Genomic DNA, 20,776 nt, shown 5'->3' with positions numbered 1-20,776 from the left:
ATTGAACAAGGGGGTGTCAGTCTCAGATTGATTTGCATAGGAGCTGTCTGACATCCCCGTTCGTTAGATTTAGCTTAGCTCCTTTGCATTAGTTTCCCGACCTTAAGCGAAAGGATTATGGTAATTACAAAACGTGGCCTGGTTCTTGGTGCGACAGCAGTAGTCCTAACAACTGTAGCAGTTACAGGAGCTGGTCTTCATCTATCTCAAAGTCAGGCTTTCTTTCGCGAGAGTCCTAAGGAGCTAGTTGATGAAGTTTGGCAAATTATTAACCGCAGGTATGTAGATGCTACCTTCAACCAGGTTGATTGGGAAGAAGTTCGCCAAGATTATCTGAATCGCTCTTACAGCAGCAAGGAACAAGCCTACAAGGCAATCCGGGAAATGCTAGAGCCCTTGGACGATCCTTACACCCGGTTTATGGATCCAGAAGAGTTCAAGAATATGCAGATTGATACATCTGGGGAATTAACTGGTGTAGGTATTCAGATTGCCCTGGATGAGGAAACAAAAAAGTTGATGGTGATTTCCCCAATTGAGGATACCCCAGCTTTTAAAGCGGGAATCCTGGCAAAGGATATCATTATCAAAATTGATGGCAAGAGTACCGAAGGTATGGATGTCAACGATGCAGTTCAACTGATTCGAGGCAAGCCAGGAACTTCCGTGACTTTGACCATTCAGCGAGGCCAAAAGGTAGTGGACTATCCGATCACACGAGCTAGGATTGAAATCCACCCTGTAAAGTATAGCTATCGGGAAACTTCAGATGGTTATGGCATCGGCTACATTCGCCTTTCTCAATTTAGTGCTAACGCGGCCAAGGAGATGGGCGAAGCAATCCGAAAGTTAGAAGATCAGAAGGTGAGTGGCTATGTTTTAGATCTCCGCTCTAACCCTGGTGGGCTACTTTATGCCAGCATTGAAATTGCTAGGATGTGGTTTGATTCCGGTACGATTGTCTCAACAGTTAACCGCATCGGCAAAGCCGAATACCAGAAAGCAATTAATCGCTCTCTGACCGATAAACCATTAGTGGTACTGGTGGATGGTGGTTCAGCCAGTGCTAGCGAAATTCTTTCGGGTGCTTTACAAGACAATCAACGTGCCATCTTGGTAGGAACTAAGACTTTTGGTAAGGGCTTAGTCCAATCCGTGCGAGGGCTTGGAGATGGCTCAGGTCTGGCAGTAACCATTGCTAAGTACCTTACCCCTAGTGGTCGCGATATCAATAAGTCCGGAATTGAACCAGATATTGTGTTTGAGCTTTCGGATGAACAGCGTAAAGACTTGCAGAAAAATCGTGAAAAAGTTGGCACCTTGGAAGATGCTCAGTATGCCAAAGCGTTTCAGATTTTGATGCAGGAAATTGCTGCCAAACAAGGCTCAAGGGCAGAAGGTAAAGCTCGTTAAGCCTTAAACCTTTCACTGATTGAGAGTGGGTCGAATGTGGCAAGAGATGGGAGATTTTATGTTAGCAATTCTCCCAACTATTTCTAATTGATAATTGTTAATTGGTAACGAGTAATTGGTAACGAGTAATTGGTAATTGCCAAACGCAATATGGTTATAAGTTAAAATGTAATTAAGTTAAGATATCTTACTGATATGAGGTTAACCTTCCCCTTTCCCTTTCAAGCAAAGTATGATGTTCTAAGTCCATGTAGTAGTGATAGACTTGGTAAGTGATCGGGCTTTCCAAGTAGTTTATCCCGATAAAAATTTTGCTATTCCGGACTTACTATACATTGAGTCAGCATTTTTTGGATTAAGCGGTCTTTTTGATAATTGAGACCGTTTTTTTTGTACCACAAGTCAGAATAATTACCAAATCATGAGGATCCTAGCCCGGTTACCCGTCAGATAAATCTCCTTTAAATTTCCTTAGTGACGAAAAAGTAGAGACGTAGCATGCTAAATCTCTAATGAACCAACGATCAGCACTAGTCGAGTTGAATACAACTGCTGGAGACTGCGGAGCACTTGGGAAGAGCGATCGCTATTGCCAAAAATCTGTGCCACCTAATCAGAGCCAGGGCTTTTAAACTGAATAAATATAACCAACTAATAATAGTTCGTTTATGAATAAGTGATATTTCTATAGTAAGCCTCCATACAAATGACCCCTAAAAACTGATAAAAAATTTACGAATACTTCACGCTAAAGCTGGTATGATATATACTCAGTCGTGTCACTAAATAGGGATAATAGAAGTAAAGTTGTCGAAGACGTACAACTGTTAACAAAAAAGCTAAGTAAGAGAGGCGTGAGCAATGGCAACTACGACCATTTCCCAACGTGACCTTTCAGCTCTCAGTGCAGAGGACGTTGCCAAGTTGGCTGCACGTCTAGAGCTGGATGATTACTCTGGCGCATTTGAAGGACTCAAAGATTGGCATCTGCTGCGGGCACTGGCCTTTCAGCGTCCAGAGTTAGCAGAACCCTATATCTACTTACTGGACATGGAAGCTTACGACGAGGCGTGAATAAGGGTAGAAAAGTTTTAATTGGTGTATGTGGGGGCATCGCTGCCTATAAAGTTTGTGAGGTTGTTTCTACCCTATTTAAGGGGGTTGCTGAAGTAAGGGTAATTCTAACCCAGGGAGCTGAAAAATTTATCACTCCTTTGACTCTTAGTACCCTCTCTCGCTATCCAGCTTATACGGACAACGTATTCTGGCAAGCAAAGCACGAACGCCCGGTGCATATTGAATTAGGGGAATGGGCAGAAGTATTGGTGATTGCTCCTCTGACGGCTAATACCCTAGGTAAGTTGGCTTATGGTTTAGCCGATAACTTACTAACCAATACGGTTCTAGCGTCTAGTTGCCCTATTTTGTTGGCACCAGCGATGAATACAGATATGTGGAAGCAGCAGTCAGTGCAACGAAATTGGCAACAGCTGTTAAGTGACCCCAGGTATCATAGTGTTGGTCCAACAGCAGGACGGTTAGCATGCGATCGCATTGGTGCAGGACGGATGGCAGAACCAGAGGAGATAATCGCCTCTATCCAATCCCTGCTGTACACTGGTGGCAAACGAGACTTAACCGGTAAACAAGTCTTAATCAGTACTGGTGGCACTCGGGAATATATAGATCCAGTACGCTTTATCGGGAATCCTGCCACAGGCAAGATGGGACTAGCCCTAGCCCAAGCTGCCAGAAATAGGGGAGCAATTGTCACCCTAGTTCATGGACCAGCTACTTGGGAAGCACCGATGGGTATCCGGACAATTCCAGTAGTGAGTGCTACTGAGATGCATCGGGCGATGCTAGCAGATTTTGCCAATGCTGATTTGATTGTGATGGCAGCAGCAGTAGCAGATATAACCCCTGGAATCTACCAGGAGATGAAGATACCGAAGCATGGACTTCCTGCTGCTCTACCTTTAAAACCAGTGCCAGATATCCTAGCTGAATTGGGACGACTGAAACAGCCCAATCAGTACTTAGTTGGATTTGCTGCACAAACTGGAGATATTATCAAGCCTGCGTTACAAAAATTAAACAAGAAACGATTGGATGCCATCGTAGCTAACCCAGTTGACAAACCAAATGCTGGTTTTGGCAGTGATACCAACCAAGCAATTTTGATTGATAACAGAGGACGCCATCAACAGATTAATCGCTGCACTAAATTAGAGTTAGCTCACCATTTATTTGATTTTATCCAAAATCCTCCGGAAGGTAATAGTAATGTAAAGTATCAAATAATTACTAGATAAATAGGCTGTTTATAAGTCCTTGAAATTAACCGTAAACCAACTAATTAGCTCAAGGTTTCCACTAACTTAGCTACTCGTTCTTTAATTTCATCTCGGACACGGCGAAACGTCTCTAGTGGTTGCCCATCAGGATCATCGAGCTGCCAATCTTCAAACACATCTCGTAATACCCAGGCTTCTGGTAAATTAACACCACAGCCGCACAAGGAAAATACAGCATCATAGTCTTCAGCCTTGAAATCGTTTAAAGGATTAGAGGTCTGGTCAGTAATATCTATATTAATTTCATCCATGACTTGAATTGCCGTAGGATGAACTCGACTTGCTTCTAGTCCAGAACTAGTAACAGAAATCTTTCCTTGTCCTAAGGTTCTAGCAAACCCCTCTGCCATTTGAGAGCGGCAGGAATTTCTTTTACAAACAAACATGATTTGTTTCATAGTTATTTTTTTTGTTAGTTGTTATTTGTTAGTTTTTAGCTTAAATTTTATACATTTAAACTGTATATTATTGAAATTAACTAAAAAAAATAGAATCCACTCCTCTTTTGCCTATTGCCTATTGCCTATTGCCTATTGCCTATTGCCTATTGCCTTGCTAAAACCCATTTTAAATGCGTTTTAGCTTAGCTATGCTTTTACTGAATATCCCGAAATCCATGGGAAAGTTGCCGATAAGCAATCACGGCTAATTGCGCTCCTACAATTGGGGCAACCCAATAAATCCATTGATGTTGCCAAATCCCAGCTACTAAGGCTGGCCCTAATGAACGGGCTGGATTCATGCTGGCACCGGTAATTGGTCCGAAGCAAGCTGCTTCTAATGCTACGGTTAAGCCAATAGCCAAACCAGCAAAGCCAATGGGAGCACGGCGGTCGAGACCAGAGCCTAAGATCACAAACATTAAGATAAAGGTGAGTACTACTTCCAGCACTAAGGATTGAAACCAGTTCCCTTGTAGAGGCAGAGTTGCCCCGAGCTCAGCAACATACCCCAGTGTCAGCAACAGTAATGTTGAAGCAGCGATCGCACCAATGCATTGAGCCAGGATATAAGGTAACACCTTGCGAGCGGGAAAAAAGCCACTAGCCCAAAAAGCAAGAGTCACAGCTGGGTTAATATGGGCATCGCTAATATGTCCTGTGGCATAGATTAAAGCAGCGACCACTGCTCCAAAAACAAAACTGACGCCCAGATGAGTTAAGGCTCCCCTAGTGATGTGATTCACCATGACAGCACCAGTGCCAACAAAGACTAGGATAAATGTAGCCATGCCCTCAGTTACTGCCTCTCGCCAGCAATGGGATATTAAGGACCAGAGAGTTTGTTTGGGTATCAGTTTGCGGATTCTCATTTAATGGTGATCTAAATTTAGCCACAGCAGGAGGATTTAACAGGAACTTCCAGGACAACTATTCCCTGGTAAATCTCGGCAGATACTAGCAAAAGCTATAAGTGTATCCATCTTTTCGGTATATTGCCGATATATCTTGAGGTTTGCAACTTTTGTAGCCCTTGGTTCCTAACGGGGTAAATCCAAAGCTTCCTTTGCTTCTAGGGGTGACTTTGCCTATTCCTAGTAGAGGATGCTGGGCTATGTCCCCAGTAACCCAGCCTTTGATTGGTTTTAATGGATTGTGTCTGATGGGGTAACCGTATTTGTTAAGTGCTGCTTTCTGTCTCCCTCCGGGTCCCTTGCAAGTGACTAACAGCGGCTGAGAGGTTCTCAACACTAAGGTCTCAATATCCCCAACACAAGCGGCATCAATCCAGTGCTGCTTAGGTAGTTCTAATCTAGTCCGGTTGTATTTGGTTTGCGCTCCCGTTCCGGTGACCACAACCTTGATTAATTGAAGTACCTTAACTAACTTGTTCCGAGTTGCATTTACTGCTGTTGCATCTTTTAATGGCTGCTTAGCTTTAGATTTGATTTTTTGCAGTAGACTTGGCTTCTTTTTTAAGAAGTCTTCTATAGGCTTGTTACCTTTGCGTTGATTACACTTTTTACAAGCCAAACAAAGATTACTTACGCGATCGCTTCCACCAAGTGACCTTGGGTGAATGTGTTCGATTTGCAATGGAACGGATTGCTTACCACAGTAAGTGCATTCTCTTCCCCATTTTTCAAGTAAGTACTCTCTAACCTCATATCCGGCTAACTCTCCTTGCTGGTACTGAATGCCACTGATTTCAGGATTTTGCATTTTTTGGGTGTCAAACTTAACCCTTTCGACCCAAATCTCATTGACTGGGCAGAATTTAATCAATCGTTTTACCCAAGTCTGAATAGTCAAAATCCTGTGTTCTAGACTAGGTGGAAGCCATCCCTCTGGACGCTTACGGTTAAGGAATCTGGGTTTCCTGTAGCGGGTGTTGCGGTTACGTCTCCTACGCCTTACAGCGCTTCTAGACTCTAGTTTTTTCTTAATTAATCCTCCTCTGTGCTCTAATTCCATTCCCCAAATAACTTGGTTGTTTTGGACTAGGGCAAATCCAGTTACCTTACTACCAGGGTCAATCTTTATTTGACAAGGTGAGATGGTTGGATTATTGATCGCAGTCTTTAAGATGATTGTGAACGGGTACATCCTAAAAACGGCAGCCTTACCTTTGTTTAATAACCGGCGAGCTTTCTTTGGTGGAATAGGGTTTAATGGTTGCTTGTTTGTGTCAATAACGAATACGTAATTCTGCATGATTAGTGCAACTCAATTCGGTAATGTGTTCCTCGACAATGTTGGAATGGCTTGTCATGCTAACCACACATTTTGCCTTTTCTTAATAGTTAGCGATAGAGCCGGGAGCTGGAGGTCACCCTCGGGTATCCTGACCAGACCAACGTAGGAAACTAATCCTTAGTCTGCATCTTCGCTAGGCAATCCCAGAGTTTACCGGGAATTGCCAGGCTTTAACGAAGAGTAGCTCAATCACTGCCAGGCGCAGGGGATCGGAAAGAGCATGGAAGCCAGCGAGGATAGTAGTGGAGTCTGGAGGAGAAGTGGCTTGCATCAATTTTTATTGAATTATTCTGTGGGTTGGACATCGATAAATTTAAGTAATCGCACTTTTGGTTCAGATAGATTACTATACTTTTTCGCTTTGTCTTCTATTATCTTCAGTTGTCCTAGTGCTTTGCTACAAGAGAAACCAAATTGAGCTTTGACGCGATCACTACCATCCTGAAGCGCAGTCCGAGATAGTGCCACAAATTCCGAAAGGGAATAGTCTTGCTCAGCATTAAAATATTTCTTGACCACTAGAGAAGGGGAATAGCAAAGTTCTTGATTACCATCAGGCCATTCAATTTGAAAGTTAGTTTCAGGCATTTTTTTATCTTATTCGATTTTATATTTATATTTTTTTATTTTACTAATTATAACGATAAATTTTAACAAACACTCGCTGTCCACTCAACGACTAACCTCTGCTTCTTTATACTTTTTAAAATACTCTTTCGAGCATTAACAGCCACTAATTTTAATCAGATTTACAAAAAGTATAAACTTCAGTTTATGGCAATATTTATCAGTCAACCAGATCCCGTATAATTGCAATCTATTGCAGACAGATAAGGTTTAGGGAACCCATGTAGCGGTCGCGATTATCGGTAATTAGTGGTATCGATAACACTAGCAATCTTCAAAAGTCTTTAACAAACTCTGAAACAATCTCATCCCATCGATATTGCCTAACATCGGATCAGCTGCTCGTTCTGGATGGGGCATCATACCCAAAATTTTGCCAGTGGTATCACAAATTCCGGCAATGTTATTCAGGGAACCATTGGGATTACCTGTTGTCTCTATCTCTCCTGAAACAGTAGCGTAACGAAACAATACCTGACCATTATCTTCGAGAGCTTTGAGAGTTTCAGCATCAGCGTAGTAGCGCCCTTCACCATGGGCAATAGGTAGACTTATAATTTCTCCTGGGTGATAAGCTGTAGTCCAATGTAAATCAGTGCGCTCTACTTTAACTGGAACGCGATCGCAAATAAAATGTAAGTCCCGATTTCTGACTAATGCCCCTGGTAACAGCCCCATTTCCGTCAGCATCTGGAAACCATTACAAATGCCTAGGACAAATTTACCCTGTTTAGCATGGTCTACCACCATTGGCATGACTGGAGAAAACCGGGCAATTGCGCCACAGCGCAGGTAATCCCCATAGCTAAAGCCCCCAGGGAGTACCACCACATCTAAGTCAGAAATATCGGTTTCTTGATGCCAAACCATCCTGGTTGGACATTGGAGTAAGCTAGTTGTAACATAGGCCAAATCGCGATCGCAGTTTGACCCAGGAAAGACCACCACCCCAAATTTCATGCTTCCACTCCTAGTTGTGCTGACATCTCAACCAATTCAAAGCGATAATTTTCAATAACTGGGTTGGCTAACAGCTGGTCACAGATCTGATTCAATTGCTCTTGCGCCATATCTTCATTAGCAGCACTCAGGCTAAGTTCGATATATTTACCAATACGCACCTGTTCTACACTCTCGTAGCCTAGCTGCTTCAGTCCTGACTCAACAGCTACACCGGCTGGATCCAATACCGAGTTTCTAAGTGTAACATAAATATAAGCCTGATATTTGTTAATCACAACTCTCCCCTTTCAATATATAATGATAATGGATATAATATCAAGGATGAACGATCAAGGATTAAAAAATTCTATCAATTAGGTTACTGATAGGTTACTGAGCAATATTTTTTGAGCTAGTATTTTTTCAGCTAGTATTTTTTTTAGCTGCCACAGCGTGTAACCAGCCCTAGCCTAATCCTGGGATTTGGGCACAGCCGCGCTCACTATTGCTGATGATCCGTTGATCATTCATCCTTCTTTACAGTTTGAACCAACAAGCACGATTAACATCAAAAAAATAGGATATTAAAGAAAGATTAATGAAAGGCCAACGCACCCGCTCCCAAGAGCGAATTCTGAAACTGCTCACAAGCTTGAATCGGGCTATGTCGGCCCAAGATCTTTATGTAGAGCTGCGCAAACGTAAGCAATCTATGGGTTTAGCTACAGTTTACCGCGCTTTGGATGCTTTAAAACTAGAAGGAATGGTGCAAGTCCGGACTCTTGGTAGTGGAGAATCCCTCTACAGTGGTGTACAAAATGATCAACATCACCTCACTTGTCTCAATTGTGACATGTCTATTCCCATGGAAGAATGTCCCATACCTCAATTACAGAAGAAGTTGCAAGATTCTTATCAATTCACGATTTTTTACCATACCTTGGAGTTTTTCGGATTATGTGAACAGTGTTCTGTAACTAAGGCTACAGAATCTCAAGAGCCATAATGATATAATACCACAATCACCTAATACAGCCGTGCTAACAGAAGCTTGGTGATGCTGGCTTAGCGGCTTAGCTAGCCAAAGACACGATCCGAGTACAATGTACAATGGAAAATTGCACAGAACTTAAGTGTCGTCTACATCATAAAAAGGTTAAAAAATGGTGATAAGCACTTTAGAGGGATAGTCTCAATTGGCTTTTGCACGGCTTTCAGCCTCCAAAGTGCTAACTAATTTTAATAGGTGCTTGTGTTATGGCTAATATCAGGGAAGTTGTACAAAAAGCGCTCAAAACTGGCTATTTGAGTGTAACAGAAGAAGATAAGCTACGGCAGCTTCTAACTAGAAAATATCCACTGGAAGACTTAAATGCCTTCATGAAACTGCAGCTAGCTGTGATGAATGGTAATGTTAAGCAAGAATCTCGTGAGATGTTCTGTTCCAAGCAACTTTCTCAAGGGATATAGGTATCCTTTGGTTATCCTACTGCCAACGGGTTCAAACTGCTTTGGCTAAAACCGCTTTCAATAGATTCCTATATCCCTTGGCTGTCTTAACAGCTCTGGGTTTGCTTGATGGGAAGATTTTTTAGTTTAAGACATAAGCCCCACCTAAACGGTGATACCCGTCTAGGTATGGCTAATTGAAGCTGAACTTCACCTTTGATTCACATTCATACCTAGGGAATTAGGGTTAACCTTGTCGCCATCACCGACAATCGAACGCATCCCTTCAATGGTTGCCGGAATGCTGCGAGGATCCATAAACATAACTTTACTACTCTCGCTAGTGCCAACTTGCATACCCATATCGATATAATTCTGAGCCAGTAAAAACTGGAGAGCATCACGAGCATTGGGGTCATTATCAAGAGTCTTAGCCACAATTTTCAGAGCCTCAGCAGTGGCTTGTGCCTTGAGAACCTGCTGCTGTCGTTCTGCCTGAGCTTTGAGAACTATTGCCTGTTGTTGAGCTTCAGCGTCCATAATCGCAGCTTTTTTACGGGCTCCAGCATCTAACTCTAGTGCCTCGGCCTTACCTCTGGCAGTGTTAACCGCAGATTCTCGTTCCCCTTCAGAGGTCAAAATTGCCGCCCGTTTGCGGCGTTCTGCTGACATCTGCAACTCCATTGAGTCCTGCACTGCCTGAGACGGCACAATGTCCCGCAGTTCCACCCGCGTGACTTTAACCCCCCAAGGATCAGTGGAAATGTCTAATTCCCGCAGTAGGGTTTCATTGATTTGAGAGCGAGCGGTAAAGGTTTGATCCAGTTCCAGTTTCCCCATTTCGGCTCGAATCTGGGTTAGCACCAAGTTCTGCATGGCGGAGCGCAGGTCTTCAACCTTATAGTAAGCTTTCTCCATATCCATGATCCGCCAGTAAACCACAGCGTCAACGGTAATGGAAACATTGTCGGAGGTGATACAAGGCTGAGGTGGCACATCAAGGACTTTTTCCCGAATGGTTTGCTGGTAAACCACTTGCTCAATCACGGGAATGACAAAGTTGAGCCCAGGTTCGAGTTTTTTGCCACTATATTTTCCCAATCGTTCCACTAAGGCTTGGTTTCCTTGATTAATAATCTTGACGGAACCGAGAAGACCTGAACCGCCCAAAGCTAAAAAGACAAGCAAAAACCACTGTGACACGCTCTTTCCTCCCTTTCGGGTAGTGTTTTACAAATTTGTTGTTAGAGGGGGAGCGGATGGGTGGGGAAGGGCAGAAAACTTAATTTAGACTGATTTAGTCTGATTCTCAAGTGCTTGAAGCTGACTTTATGACCCTCTGTCCAACCTGACTGTTCCACGTATCTTTTGTCAAAAAATACTGGACCCGGTGAGCAGGGAGACTCCCAACAACTAGTAACTAGGGGGACTAATAGATCTAACGTTGACTCTATTACTCCATCACCCCATTAACCCATCACTATCCCCTGAACCTGGTAGAGCACCCATGGTCGATCAGCTTCAGTCATGCAATAGGTGATGAGGCACAACAATCAGGGTAGTGCCTTCCCTGCGCACTACGTAGACCTTTTGGTTGGATGCGATCGCATCTGCATAGTCTTCACAACGGGCACGCCATGAGTTGCCTTCATAGAGTACCCGCCCAGTTTGCCCTGGCAGAATTTCTGTCAAGGTTTGAGCTTCCATCGCATCCAAATTTTTGCCCACTCTGGCAGGGGGCATCAGGCGACGGGATAAAAAGACTGAGGCAGTGGAAAGCAGCAACCATAACCCCACTTGTAGGGTATAAGGTATGGGCAAAATCGAGATCACAAATCCTACCACCAAAGCACTGATGCCCATCATGAAAGCAACAAACGCTGTTGGCACAAACAGCTCGACTAAGCACAGCATTGACCCGGCAATTAGCCAAAGCATCGAGGAACTTACCATCGGCTCATCATAATATACGGGGTATGGGGTGAGTAGTTGCAGGTAACTCTACTTTATTTTGTCTGACGTCAGACAAAGATATAGGTTGCTGAGTTATTTTAATTTTCTTTAATTTACTAGACAACTTTGATAGAAAATGTTGAAAAGCTCAAACAACCCCTCTTCTAATTTATCTCAGCCGTCTAGAATTTGACCGTATAGCCGTAAATTAACTTCATAGGTATTAGCCGTGGATCGTTATCTTTGGGCAGTGGGTTCTGCTGCCGTAGAGCTACCAGTTGGAGAACAAGTCGCAGACCGCTACCAGGTAGTTGCCCCGCAAATTTGGCAGGATATGCAGCCAGAACTGCCACCGGATTTTCCTGAACAACTCAACGGCCATATTCTTCCTTACCTACGCTTGTATCCCCACTGCCTCCATGTGCCAGAGGTTTATGGGATATGCCAGTTGCCACAGCAACGGAATTTCCTGTCTACACCCGGTCAAGATGTGGTCATTTTGCTAGAAAATGCCCCGATCGATGCCAATGGCAACTTATATCCCTCAATGGAGTCGATGTGGACTTCTGCTACCGCAGTGCGTCAAGTCTATTGGCTTTGGCAAATTTGGGAATTATGGATACCCTTATCAGAATTGGGTGTGGCTTCTAGCCTGTTAGTACCAAATAATTTGCGAGTTGAAGGGTGGCGGCTGCGACTACGGGAATTATATCAAGATACCATGGCTGATACGAGTATATCACCAGTTGTACCGTCTAATGGTCTAGAGGATAGGGGATTTGATACATTGGTTTCCCGAGACTCTCCTGCCGAACCGACTTCTGTGAGTGAACCCTCTGTGGATGCTAGTCTTAAACAGCTAGGAGAGTGCTGGGAAGCTTGGTGTCGCAAAGCCTCAGTGTCTGTAGCGGATCCGCTACAAGCTATTGCCCAACACCTGCAAACTGAACACCCCTCCTTAAGTGCGATCGCATCCCAACTTAACCACCTATTACTTGAGCAAGCTGCTCAGCAGCCGTTACGGTTAAAAATTGCTGGTATCACCGCAACTGGTTCAAGTCACAGCCACAATGAAGACAGTTGCTATCCCACTAAGGCTGACTTGATTAAGGACCCAGAGCAACCCCAAGACCCCTTGATTCCTCACCTGTCGATTATTTGTGATGGTATTGGTGGTCACGAAGGGGGGGAAATTGCTAGCCAGTTAGCACTACAGTCGATTAAATTACAGGTTCGGGCATTACTGGCTGAGTTGAACGAAGATCCGGAGCTGATGACACCAGAACTCGTAACCGAGAATCTATCAGCAATTATCCGGGTTGCTAATAACATGATTTCTTCTCGCAACGATCAACAAGAACGAGAATCCCGGCGTCGCATGGCTACTACCTTAACTTTAGCGCTACAACTTCCCCAAATGGTGAATACACCAGAAGGGAAAACCAATGGTCACGAAATCTATATCGCTAGTGTAGGAGATAGTCGTGCTTACTGGCTTACTCCCGACTATTGCCAGCAGCTAACTGTAGATGATGATGTGGCTACTCGGGAGGTGAAGCTTGGGCGTAGTCTTTATCGACAAGCGTTGCAGCGATCTGATGCACAAGCACTCACTCAAGCCTTAGGGACAAAGGAGGCTGAATTACTTCGTCCCACTGTGCGACGCTTTATTGTGGAAGAAGATGGTTTGCTGCTGCTGTGTTCCGATGGCTTGAGCAACAACAACTTGATTGAAAAATTTGGTCGAGATTTACCGCAAAAAGTCAATAGCCACCGAATTTCCGTCGAATCGGCAGCTGAGTCTTTAATTGACCTGGCGTTTCAACATAATGGTCAAGATGACATTTCGGTGGTGCTAACATACTGTGCTGTCTCTCCCCAATATCCGACAGTGCTAAATTTGGGAGACATGTCTAGCTCAAAAGAACTACAGGTGGTTAATCTGGAGCAGCAAACCGCTCTGACTTCATCAGTACCAGCGGAAATAACCACAACCAATGACAATAAACCCGAAACCACCCGCTCATACCGGGATTGGATTAGAGCCGTGTTTGGGCTGCTGGGGGTAGTCGGTATACTTGTTGGGGCTGGTGCTATTTTACTGACTACCCAATGGATACTAGCTCCTGAGGGCTTCCAGAAAATGCGCGATCGCTTTTTACCATCACCGGATCCCAATCTACCAGAGTCTTCACCTACCGAGCAGGAGCTCCCAGATAACTAAGGGTGAAACCAGCGCGTGAATAAATTTAATATTATAATTCACTATTATAATTTTAAGCAAGAATCATCGGCATCAGATAGCTAGATGTAAACAACCCACTCTGTGAGACAATAATTAGGTTGCCTGAGCCAACCCTAGCTTAGGTAAGGGATGTCCGTATAATAGTTAGAGTTACTTATATGAAAGTTGGCGATCGCGTCCGAGTCAAAGAATCAGTTGTGGTATATACCCATCCCGAACACAAGAATAAACCTTTTGATATTAAAGGTCTCGAAGGGGAAGTTACCGGAATAATTTCTGAGTGGCAAGGTAGGCCCGTGAGCGCCAATTTACCAATACAAGTCAAGTTTGACAAAAAATTTAAAAAAGTTCACTTCCGTGAAGATGAATTAGAAATTATCCCCTAGGCGGCTATATTATTAGCTATAGCAATCATAATAACCATCATAGGGATTTTTAAACAGGTTGGCACGGATAGGAAAAAGTTAGATAATTACTGTATCTATTGATATCTATTACTATCCGTGTTAAATTTAATTTTTTCAACCATATTTTAAGATAATAAGCTATCCGTTTATTCTAATCTACGACTTGCCGCGACTGAACCAACCAAAAAGGTTGATATCACCACGCATTTTTTCTAATTCCTCTCGATGGCTTTGTGCTGTCAAATAATACCACTGACAATAGTCTTCAAATTCTTGCCGATGCTCTACTTCTTGGCTAAACTCATAAGCTAGCTGGTAAGTGGCAAACATATCGGCTGCTGGTGGTGGTGCTGGGACAATCCGTTGGAATTCTTCTGGCATAGTAACTAGGAAAATATAGCTATTTTCAAACTCATGAGGTACAAATTCATGGGTTTTAGGGAGCAGGGAACAGGGAACAGGGAACAGGGAACAGGGAGTAGAAATTAGGGAAAAGGGAAGAGGAAAGAGGGAAAAAATCCTGTGTACCTCATAGCTATGATAAAAGCTATTATCAAGGATAATATTTGGTTCTTCATTACCTGCTATGCTAAATTTAAATTCAAAAAACTCATAAAGCTTACTGTACAAGGGTTATGAGGCTATTTAATTAACAAAATTTTCTAAATACTGCCTCTTTCCCCTGCTCCCTGCTCCCTGCTCCGAAGTCCCTTCGCCAAAGTGTTTATTTAGCATAACAAGTACGGAAGAGCCTAATATTTCAGCAACAATAATAATCTTGTCATACCCAACCACGAATGCGATAAGCGACTATACCAATGTATTCCTTGATAGCACGGGTAATCCTAGACAATTGATCAGCATTTGGCAGAGAATGTAGCAAAGCAGCTTGACTACTACTGTTAGGTTCATCCAGTTCATATTGAGACACTAGAAAATCTGTTGGTGCTGGGATCACATCAATACCCTGACGCCGGAACACCAGGACAGAACGAGGCATATGGATGGCCGAAGTTACTAATAATACCTTGCGCAAATCCCGCTGATCCAAAATTTTCCGCACATTGACCGCATTTTGGTGAGTGTTTAAAGACCTAGACTCTTGAATGATAGCGGCTCTTGGAACACCCAGGTCTTCTAGAATCTGTGCCATGTCTTCTGATTCAGGGGCCAACCGTTGTGAGGATTGAGCACTTTGGGAAGAAAGTCGTTGGCTAGAGTTATTACTACTGGAACCCCAAACAATCCGACCACCAGCAGGAATCACCCAGGGAGCTTTCCCTTCACGGTATAGCTGAGCACCATAGAGAACGCGATCGCCTGCTTCATCCACTTCTGGAGTAGGTCGTGGTGGAAAAGGCGGTTTGGTCGCTCCCCCCAAGATCACGATCACATCAGCCTCAGGTAATTCTGAAGTAGGAAGATATTGCCACTCCAGGGAGCGTATTAAGCTGTTAGTCACCCAAGTATTACTTGAGACCAACAACACAATTAATGCCAAAGCCACGGGTATCGGTACCCAGCGAGGGTTGCGCCAGGACATTACCAAAGCTACTACCAGTAGCACACAAGCCAGGCCCAAGGGGTACAGAAAGAGTGGCAATAGCTTTGAGATAAATATAAACATTTTAGATTTTAGTGACGATCAAACCACATCTATTCCATAGAGTGGTGTGGCAGTTGCCACTAATCTATCTTAAATATCTCGGTATTTACCTTTGACCAATAGCAATAACTAATTCCTCTTGCTTAACGTCTAAAAAATCTACTAATAGGATTGAGTAACCCTTGTGAGCGCCTCTTTTCTCTAACTTTTCGTTCCTGTACAGCTAAACGGATGCCAGTTAAGTCAGAAGTACCTTCCTCGGGATACTCTGCTTGCTGGGGTTGTAAGTCCCTGGGTTTGTCTGGGTGGTGCCACCAGTCAACTATCAAACCACCGGCTAAAGCGCCGATGCCACCAAATAGTAAGCTGAATTGGATGTCGTATCCCAGCAAGGCAAGGGCTAAGATAAAAAACACCAAAATTTGAAGCCCGCTTAAAAAACCGTCTTTCTTACCGTTCATCTGATTAAATATAAGGTATGTAGCTGTTTTGTTTCTAAGTTAGAGGTTAGAGGTTATAGATTATAGGGACTAGATCGCGACCCTCCCTTTACCGCTTATCCTGTTAATGAAGCTTTCCCCTCTGCCATATCAACGGATTACATTCTACCAAAGCCAATTAAACTAAAAGGATTAGTCACAACTGCCGCTAGAGCAGCTATTGGGTTTCAGCTTGTCCACAAAGTAACCATAGTCCTTCTTAACTTGATCAGCATAAGTCAAAGCCAATTCCCTTACCAATTGCCGAAACTCCTTGTGGCGACCGTCAGTCAACTTATCCACCTGTTTGTCTATGGAATAAGGCACTAAGGTGGCATCAAAATCTTTGTCAGCTCGTGCGTGAGCTGTTGCCAACACTTGACCCCATTGTTCAGCTAGCTTAACAAAGCGTTTCTCTTTGGTTAGCTCAGTGATATCAAAGGTTTCCTTAAATGGCGATCGCTCTCGCACTGAGTAATACCCATCCCCTAGTTTCATCCAGCCCAGGTGATTATCGGTGTACTTGGTTAAGGCTCGATAGGCTAAAGCGTGACGTTGACCCTCATTGTTAAAATTTTTATCATACTTTTCCCGTTCCTCCTGACTCAAGTAATCATAGGCAGTAGGGGAAGATTGGAATTTAATGTCCAAGATCCGGTCATCCTTCTGGGAAGACGTCTCGCCTTCAATTAGGAGATAATACCGGGGCACTCCTAAGGAACCAGTGCCAGCCAGTAAACGTTGCGCAATATCTTTGACTCGGAAGTAATCTTTATCATATTTAAATTTTTTTGTCAACGTTTTCTTATAATCTGCGATCGCATTCTGAATATCCTGTCGCTCGGAAGCAGTAGCTTTGCCTAACTTAACCTTGGATAAATCGAAGCGACGCTGATTTCCGTCCAGTTCTGTCCATTTTTTCAAGATTTTTTGGCGGCTTTCGCTAGCTTCCACTCCTTCTAGGAAGTCATCCAACTTCCCATAAGTATTGTCTTTAGTGAAGTAAGTCTCCAGTTCACGATCATTACCGCGATAGGAAGCCATAGTATCAAGATAGGACTCACTAAAGGCATCAATCCCCTTGTTTTGTTCCTCAGCAGACAAACCATTCTGACGACCGACCAATGCTAAACTAGCTCCCATGCGCCAGACATCATATTGGTAATCAGCAATAATCCCATCATCAAAGTCATCGAGTGGGTAAACGATTTCCCCTCGATTATTATCATATGCCCCAAAGTTCTCGGCATGCATATCTCCGGATAACCAAATCTTGGTTTTGGCATTTCCAAAATCCTTGAGGCGATTATCGCCAGCAAAATCTTTCCAAAATAATTGGTTAGTGCCACGGTAGAAGACAAATTCAGAACAAGCCATTTTGCAATATTTAGTTTCTCGATCTTGCTTAGAAATGTCACTGTTTGCCTCCTGAATCGTTTTCACGACTACCGTTGCGCGATCGCTGGTTTTCATTTGGGGGTCCGGTCGGTCGGGGGAGGCACAGGATAGGTTAGTCAGTAAAAGTAGGATTGCAAACGCACTCACATAAACTAGTTGCTTACAAGTCTTCATCATTCAACTCAATAAACTCAAAATTACGTTAATCTATGAAACATCAAGCAATAGATCTCTAAGAGGCTATTCCGTCAGCCGTCAGCCGTCAGCCGTCAGCCGTCAGCTCAAAGCTCACGCTACGCAAACAGCTTAAAATCAACCTAGAACGAGATAATTTAATAGTTCTAGATTAATGAAAATTGAAAGTCTGGGGAAAAGTCCATTGACTCGTGGCACAGACTTCGACGCTGGGAGGCATTAGCTGATAGCTGATAGCTAATAGCTGATAGCTGATAGCTGATAGCTGATAGCTGATAGCTTACGCTATTCCTTTACTCTTTTTATTGATGGTATAATAAATAGATTACCGCACTTTACGGTTTTTGCGCTTAGCCTTGTGCATAAGATTTATTAAAACTAGACACCAAGACAATGGCTGGAAACAGAATCAGGGTTGCTAAAGATAAGGCGGCTTTGGTGAAAGACCTAACCGCTTCCGATGGAAAAACCGGACCGTTTCAGACTTATGCTGATGTGATGGTGTTTGCAGCTGCTTTAGGAGTAAAGCGTAAAAAGCGATCGCCCCTGAAGGTAATTTCTAAACGAGAGCCTGGTCCGATTGGACTGGAAATTTTTGTCTCAAGGGGATATGAGGTAGTAATTAAATTAATTGCGATCGCTGAGATTAAAGATACTAAAATTCTTTCTTCTATCGATAAAGAGTCTGAGGACAAACGCATCTATATTTTTGAGGAGTATGCCAATGGAGGGCTTGATATTTTGCGCAATGAGTTGCGAGGTGCAGTAGACTATTCCGAGCGACTTTTGTTAATTTTAAATAATGATAGGTATAAGAAGAAAGAATATAAAGAAAATGAGCAACAAGAGTTTGATTTGAGTCGATTTTTGTGAGAGCTAGCGCCTACACTTACGCGATAGGGAAGTGTAGGCGCTGTCACTACTTCTGTTACAGCTGAGGTGGTAATCCTACCTCCTTCAGTTTCACAAATTTGCCCTCAAAGCTGATCCCTTGATCTTTGCCAACACTCCTGGCATTAGCCACAGCGATGCGCAGTTGAGCACGTTCCATACGCTCTGTAACACCACCCAAAAGATATAACATCACTTTGGAGGCTAACTCTCGTCCAGAAACTAGCACTCGCTTTCGATTTGGGTCATACAAAATCCCGTACCAAGGGGATTGTGGGTGATCGATCTGACTAAAGCCACCCGAACCATCGTATTTTTGAAGTTTCTCGAAGATGCTTTTGAGGGAGAAATCCTTGTTACATACTAGGATACCCAAAGCTTGAACGAGGGCGATTTGTCCTACTGGACGGAATAGCATGTTTCCTTCTCCTCCACCCCTTTCATGGTTAAACCGACGCAGCTGGGGTGTTTCTTTTCCATGGTCGAGCTTTTGATAGCTGGGTAAACTAGCGAGATAGTCGAAAAGCTCTGTCAATGTTTTAGTTCCCATCTCTAGCTCTTCATCTTCAGGACGCATGGGAATTAGACCTTTCTCACAGGGTTTCCAGTGACAGAATTGGTAGCCCAAATAGAGCTCAGATATATGTTTGAGAGCTTGTAGGGTAGTCAAGACGGTTGACTTAGCAGAAACCGTAGCGCTATCCCAATTAACCCGAGGATTACGATTTTCCATCTCCCTCAGTAGAGGATGAGTCATGGCAATTTTTCTAGCAACGATTGAGAAGCCATCGTCTTCATTGAGCAACGCTAGTTGTCCTTTGCTCAACCTTACTGCCATCAGGTTAACGTGAGCAAAAATCGATCGGATGCGTCGCCGTGCTTCTTCACGGGTTTCTCCCTGAACGACAGCAGGAATAAACTCAATACCAATTTTTTCTGTCGCTAGACTTTGGAGATAACCTGGCGAGATGTGATACTCCTCAATCAAGTCATCCACTGTAATCAGGGAGCCGATTGGCTTTTTCCCTTTGCTATATTTCTGGAGCGTACCAATTTTAATCAATTCCATCAGAGCCTGGATTCCCATCAGTCGATGTTGACCATCTAAGGCAAAAATTGAAACATGGTCTGAAACATCAAGCAGTCCGACTGTGCGATCTTTATCTAAACTGGTGAACTCAGCTGCGGACTGCCGAGCGCGTTGATTCTTATCCCACTGAGCAGCTTGGGCATTATCTACCCACCCAGAGCTAAGCACTACCAAGACTGGGGGAAACTTGTGAGTTTTGCGGGCTGCTAGATATTGAGCCAGAGCAGCTTGACGTGACCAATCAAGGGGACGCTGCTGAAGCGCTTCGATGGTATCGGCATCCCTGACGATATTGTTCGTTTGTTGATCAAACTTTTGTTGAAATAGCGGTAGTTGGGAGGCGTAGCGGACGCGAATCGCTAACCATTCCAGAGTGACTGAGCCAATAAATGCCTCTGTAGTGCCCATGTGAGTTTTCTGCACCAAGATTTGATCGTTTCTAGCCAGATGTCTATCGAGCAATAACGCCAGCGCTTGTCGATCTCGGCTTTCTTGTTCAAGTATTTGCTTGGCGAGGTCATTGGGATGATTTTCAGTTTTGATCACCATAGTTTTAAACCCATAATGCTGCGTTGTAGAAGCTATCGATAAATAGTAAGCATTCAGCATTCAGCATTCAGCATTCAGCATTCAGCATTCAGCATTCAGCATTCAGCTAATGCGCTACCTCACAGCGTCGTTCGCACAGCGTGGCCAAAAGCCAAAGCCTGTGCCACGCTACTGTTCGCGCAGCATGCCCGTAGCGCAATCGGTGCTTTTGAATAAAATAAGCTGTTCCCGTAGCATGAGCCTTTAGCTGACGGCTGACCGCTGACCGCTGAACGCGCACGCGTGCGCGTAGCGCATATGCTTACGATAAATATTTTTAAGACTAGCACAAGTTTTTAACAATCAAATTAGCTGATTTCCCTATACTCGAGGTTCGATAGAGTAAAACTATTAATCATACCAATTTAGGAAGAAAAACGTTAGATCCACTGTCAAGAAATTTTATTCAAAACTTGGGATAAGCTCGAAAAAAGGACCAA

The 20,776-nt window shown here is 43.6% G+C and carries 23 protein-coding genes; 8 read left to right on the top strand and 15 right to left on the bottom strand.

Annotation, left to right across the window (positions count from 1 at the left end):
- Nucleotides 1-117 precede the first annotated feature (117 nt).
- The 3 genes from ctpC to coaBC all read left to right on the top strand — a co-directional run bounded on the left by ctpC (nt 118) and on the right by coaBC (nt 3,728).
- Nucleotides 118-1,413 (top strand): carboxyl-terminal processing protease CtpC, encoded by a 1,296-nt coding sequence (gene ctpC / locus F6K53_RS07075; RefSeq protein ID WP_293023347.1) that lies wholly within the window; start codon nt 118-120, stop codon nt 1,411-1,413.
- 861 nt (nt 1,414-2,274) lie between these two features.
- A complete protein-coding gene (locus F6K53_RS07070) occupies nt 2,275-2,487 on the top strand; it encodes a DUF2555 domain-containing protein (protein WP_075900150.1) in 213 nt (70 codons plus the stop codon).
- The gene (coaBC, locus tag F6K53_RS07065) at nt 2,484-3,728 is read left to right on the top strand and encodes a bifunctional phosphopantothenoylcysteine decarboxylase/phosphopantothenate--cysteine ligase CoaBC (protein WP_293023343.1); all 1,245 of its coding nucleotides are present in this window, start codon (nt 2,484-2,486) and stop codon (nt 3,726-3,728) included. Before F6K53_RS07070 ends, coaBC begins: the two co-directional genes overlap by 4 nt.
- Before the next feature lie 44 nt (nt 3,729-3,772).
- Here coaBC and arsC read toward each other — a convergent pair whose 3' ends face one another.
- From arsC to purS, 7 genes are all read right to left on the bottom strand, one after another.
- Nucleotides 3,773-4,168 carry an arsenate reductase, glutathione/glutaredoxin type gene (gene arsC, locus F6K53_RS07060; RefSeq protein WP_293023341.1) on the bottom strand — a complete coding sequence of 132 codons (396 nt, stop codon included), beginning with the start codon at nt 4,166-4,168 and terminating at the stop codon, nt 3,773-3,775.
- 197 nt (nt 4,169-4,365) lie between these two features.
- On the bottom strand, nt 4,366-5,082 hold the full coding sequence (locus F6K53_RS07055) for an MIP/aquaporin family protein (RefSeq protein ID WP_293023339.1): 717 nt from the start codon (nt 5,080-5,082) through the stop codon (nt 4,366-4,368).
- Nucleotides 5,083-5,167: 85 nt separating this feature from the next.
- Complete coding sequence (iscB, locus tag F6K53_RS07050) at nt 5,168-6,424, bottom strand: RNA-guided endonuclease IscB (protein ID WP_293023337.1); 1,257 nt, start codon at nt 6,422-6,424, stop codon at nt 5,168-5,170.
- Nucleotides 6,425-6,599: 175 nt separating this feature from the next.
- Nucleotides 6,600-6,737, bottom strand: a complete 138-nt coding sequence (locus F6K53_RS07045) for a hypothetical protein (protein WP_293023334.1) — start codon at nt 6,735-6,737, stop codon at nt 6,600-6,602.
- A 14-nt stretch (nt 6,738-6,751) separates the two neighbouring features.
- Complete coding sequence (locus F6K53_RS07040; protein WP_293023332.1) at nt 6,752-7,054, bottom strand: MSMEG_0570 family nitrogen starvation response protein; 303 nt, start codon at nt 7,052-7,054, stop codon at nt 6,752-6,754.
- 303 nt (nt 7,055-7,357) lie between these two features.
- Nucleotides 7,358-8,053: a phosphoribosylformylglycinamidine synthase subunit PurQ gene (gene purQ, locus F6K53_RS07035; RefSeq protein WP_293023330.1), complete on the bottom strand. Its 696-nt coding sequence runs from the start codon at nt 8,051-8,053 to the stop codon at nt 7,358-7,360.
- Nucleotides 8,050-8,331 carry a phosphoribosylformylglycinamidine synthase subunit PurS gene (gene purS, locus F6K53_RS07030; RefSeq protein WP_293023328.1) on the bottom strand — a complete coding sequence of 94 codons (282 nt, stop codon included), beginning with the start codon at nt 8,329-8,331 and terminating at the stop codon, nt 8,050-8,052. Before purS ends, purQ begins: the two co-directional genes overlap by 4 nt.
- Nucleotides 8,332-8,633: 302 nt before the next feature.
- On the opposite strand from purS, the gene F6K53_RS07025 reads away from it, so the two are divergent.
- Together F6K53_RS07025 and F6K53_RS07020 are read left to right on the top strand one after the other, a co-directional pair.
- The gene (locus F6K53_RS07025) at nt 8,634-9,041 is read left to right on the top strand and encodes a transcriptional repressor (RefSeq protein WP_293023325.1); all 408 of its coding nucleotides are present in this window, start codon (nt 8,634-8,636) and stop codon (nt 9,039-9,041) included.
- Between the two features lie 251 nt (nt 9,042-9,292).
- Complete coding sequence (locus tag F6K53_RS07020) at nt 9,293-9,505, top strand: hypothetical protein (protein ID WP_293023322.1); 213 nt, start codon at nt 9,293-9,295, stop codon at nt 9,503-9,505.
- Nucleotides 9,506-9,694: 189 nt separating this feature from the next.
- On the opposite strand, the gene F6K53_RS07015 is transcribed toward F6K53_RS07020, so the two are convergent.
- Both F6K53_RS07015 and F6K53_RS07010 read right to left on the bottom strand, forming a co-directional pair.
- Complete coding sequence (locus tag F6K53_RS07015; RefSeq protein WP_293023320.1) at nt 9,695-10,687, bottom strand: SPFH domain-containing protein; 993 nt, start codon at nt 10,685-10,687, stop codon at nt 9,695-9,697.
- Nucleotides 10,688-11,005: 318 nt separating this feature from the next.
- The gene (locus F6K53_RS07010; RefSeq protein ID WP_293023318.1) at nt 11,006-11,437 is read right to left on the bottom strand and encodes an NfeD family protein; all 432 of its coding nucleotides are present in this window, start codon (nt 11,435-11,437) and stop codon (nt 11,006-11,008) included.
- Nucleotides 11,438-11,666: 229 nt separating this feature from the next.
- Between F6K53_RS07010 and F6K53_RS07005 the strand changes: the two genes are divergently transcribed.
- Both F6K53_RS07005 and F6K53_RS07000 read left to right on the top strand, forming a co-directional pair.
- Nucleotides 11,667-13,661, top strand: coding sequence for a protein phosphatase 2C domain-containing protein (locus F6K53_RS07005; RefSeq protein WP_293080224.1), 1,995 nt, complete (start codon nt 11,667-11,669; stop codon nt 13,659-13,661).
- A 179-nt stretch (nt 13,662-13,840) separates the two neighbouring features.
- Nucleotides 13,841-14,068, top strand: a complete 228-nt coding sequence (locus F6K53_RS07000) for a ferredoxin-thioredoxin reductase variable chain (RefSeq protein WP_293023313.1) — start codon at nt 13,841-13,843, stop codon at nt 14,066-14,068.
- Between the two features lie 177 nt (nt 14,069-14,245).
- Here F6K53_RS07000 and F6K53_RS45715 read toward each other — a convergent pair whose 3' ends face one another.
- From F6K53_RS45715 to F6K53_RS06980, 4 genes are all read right to left on the bottom strand, one after another.
- Nucleotides 14,246-14,719 carry a hypothetical protein gene (locus F6K53_RS45715; RefSeq protein ID WP_366511328.1) on the bottom strand — a complete coding sequence of 158 codons (474 nt, stop codon included), beginning with the start codon at nt 14,717-14,719 and terminating at the stop codon, nt 14,246-14,248.
- 151 nt (nt 14,720-14,870) lie between these two features.
- A complete protein-coding gene (locus F6K53_RS06990; protein ID WP_293066110.1) occupies nt 14,871-15,716 on the bottom strand; it encodes a YdcF family protein in 846 nt (281 codons plus the stop codon).
- Nucleotides 15,717-15,838: 122 nt separating this feature from the next.
- Nucleotides 15,839-16,156 carry a hypothetical protein gene (locus F6K53_RS06985; protein WP_075900184.1) on the bottom strand — a complete coding sequence of 106 codons (318 nt, stop codon included), beginning with the start codon at nt 16,154-16,156 and terminating at the stop codon, nt 15,839-15,841.
- A 171-nt stretch (nt 16,157-16,327) separates the two neighbouring features.
- A complete protein-coding gene (locus F6K53_RS06980) occupies nt 16,328-17,719 on the bottom strand; it encodes a DUF2252 family protein (protein WP_293066107.1) in 1,392 nt (463 codons plus the stop codon).
- 441 nt (nt 17,720-18,160) lie between these two features.
- Between F6K53_RS06980 and F6K53_RS06975 the strand changes: the two genes are divergently transcribed.
- Nucleotides 18,161-18,640, top strand: coding sequence for a DNA phosphorothioation-associated protein 4 (locus tag F6K53_RS06975; RefSeq protein ID WP_293023306.1), 480 nt, complete (start codon nt 18,161-18,163; stop codon nt 18,638-18,640).
- 55 nt (nt 18,641-18,695) lie between these two features.
- Here F6K53_RS06975 and F6K53_RS06970 read toward each other — a convergent pair whose 3' ends face one another.
- Both F6K53_RS06970 and F6K53_RS06965 read right to left on the bottom strand, forming a co-directional pair.
- Nucleotides 18,696-20,297: a DGQHR domain-containing protein gene (locus F6K53_RS06970; protein ID WP_293066102.1), complete on the bottom strand. Its 1,602-nt coding sequence runs from the start codon at nt 20,295-20,297 to the stop codon at nt 18,696-18,698.
- A 106-nt stretch (nt 20,298-20,403) separates the two neighbouring features.
- Nucleotides 20,404-20,577 (bottom strand): hypothetical protein, encoded by a 174-nt coding sequence (locus tag F6K53_RS06965; RefSeq protein WP_293066099.1) that lies wholly within the window; start codon nt 20,575-20,577, stop codon nt 20,404-20,406.
- Nucleotides 20,578-20,776: the final 199 nt, after the last annotated feature.

Origin of the sequence: Moorena sp. SIO4A1 (assembly GCF_010672065.1) — a bacterium.
Lineage (GTDB): Bacteria > Cyanobacteriota > Cyanobacteriia > Cyanobacteriales > Coleofasciculaceae > Moorena.
The sequence above is the reverse complement of the archived record's forward strand: the minus strand, read 5'-3'. Positions and strand labels throughout refer to the sequence as shown.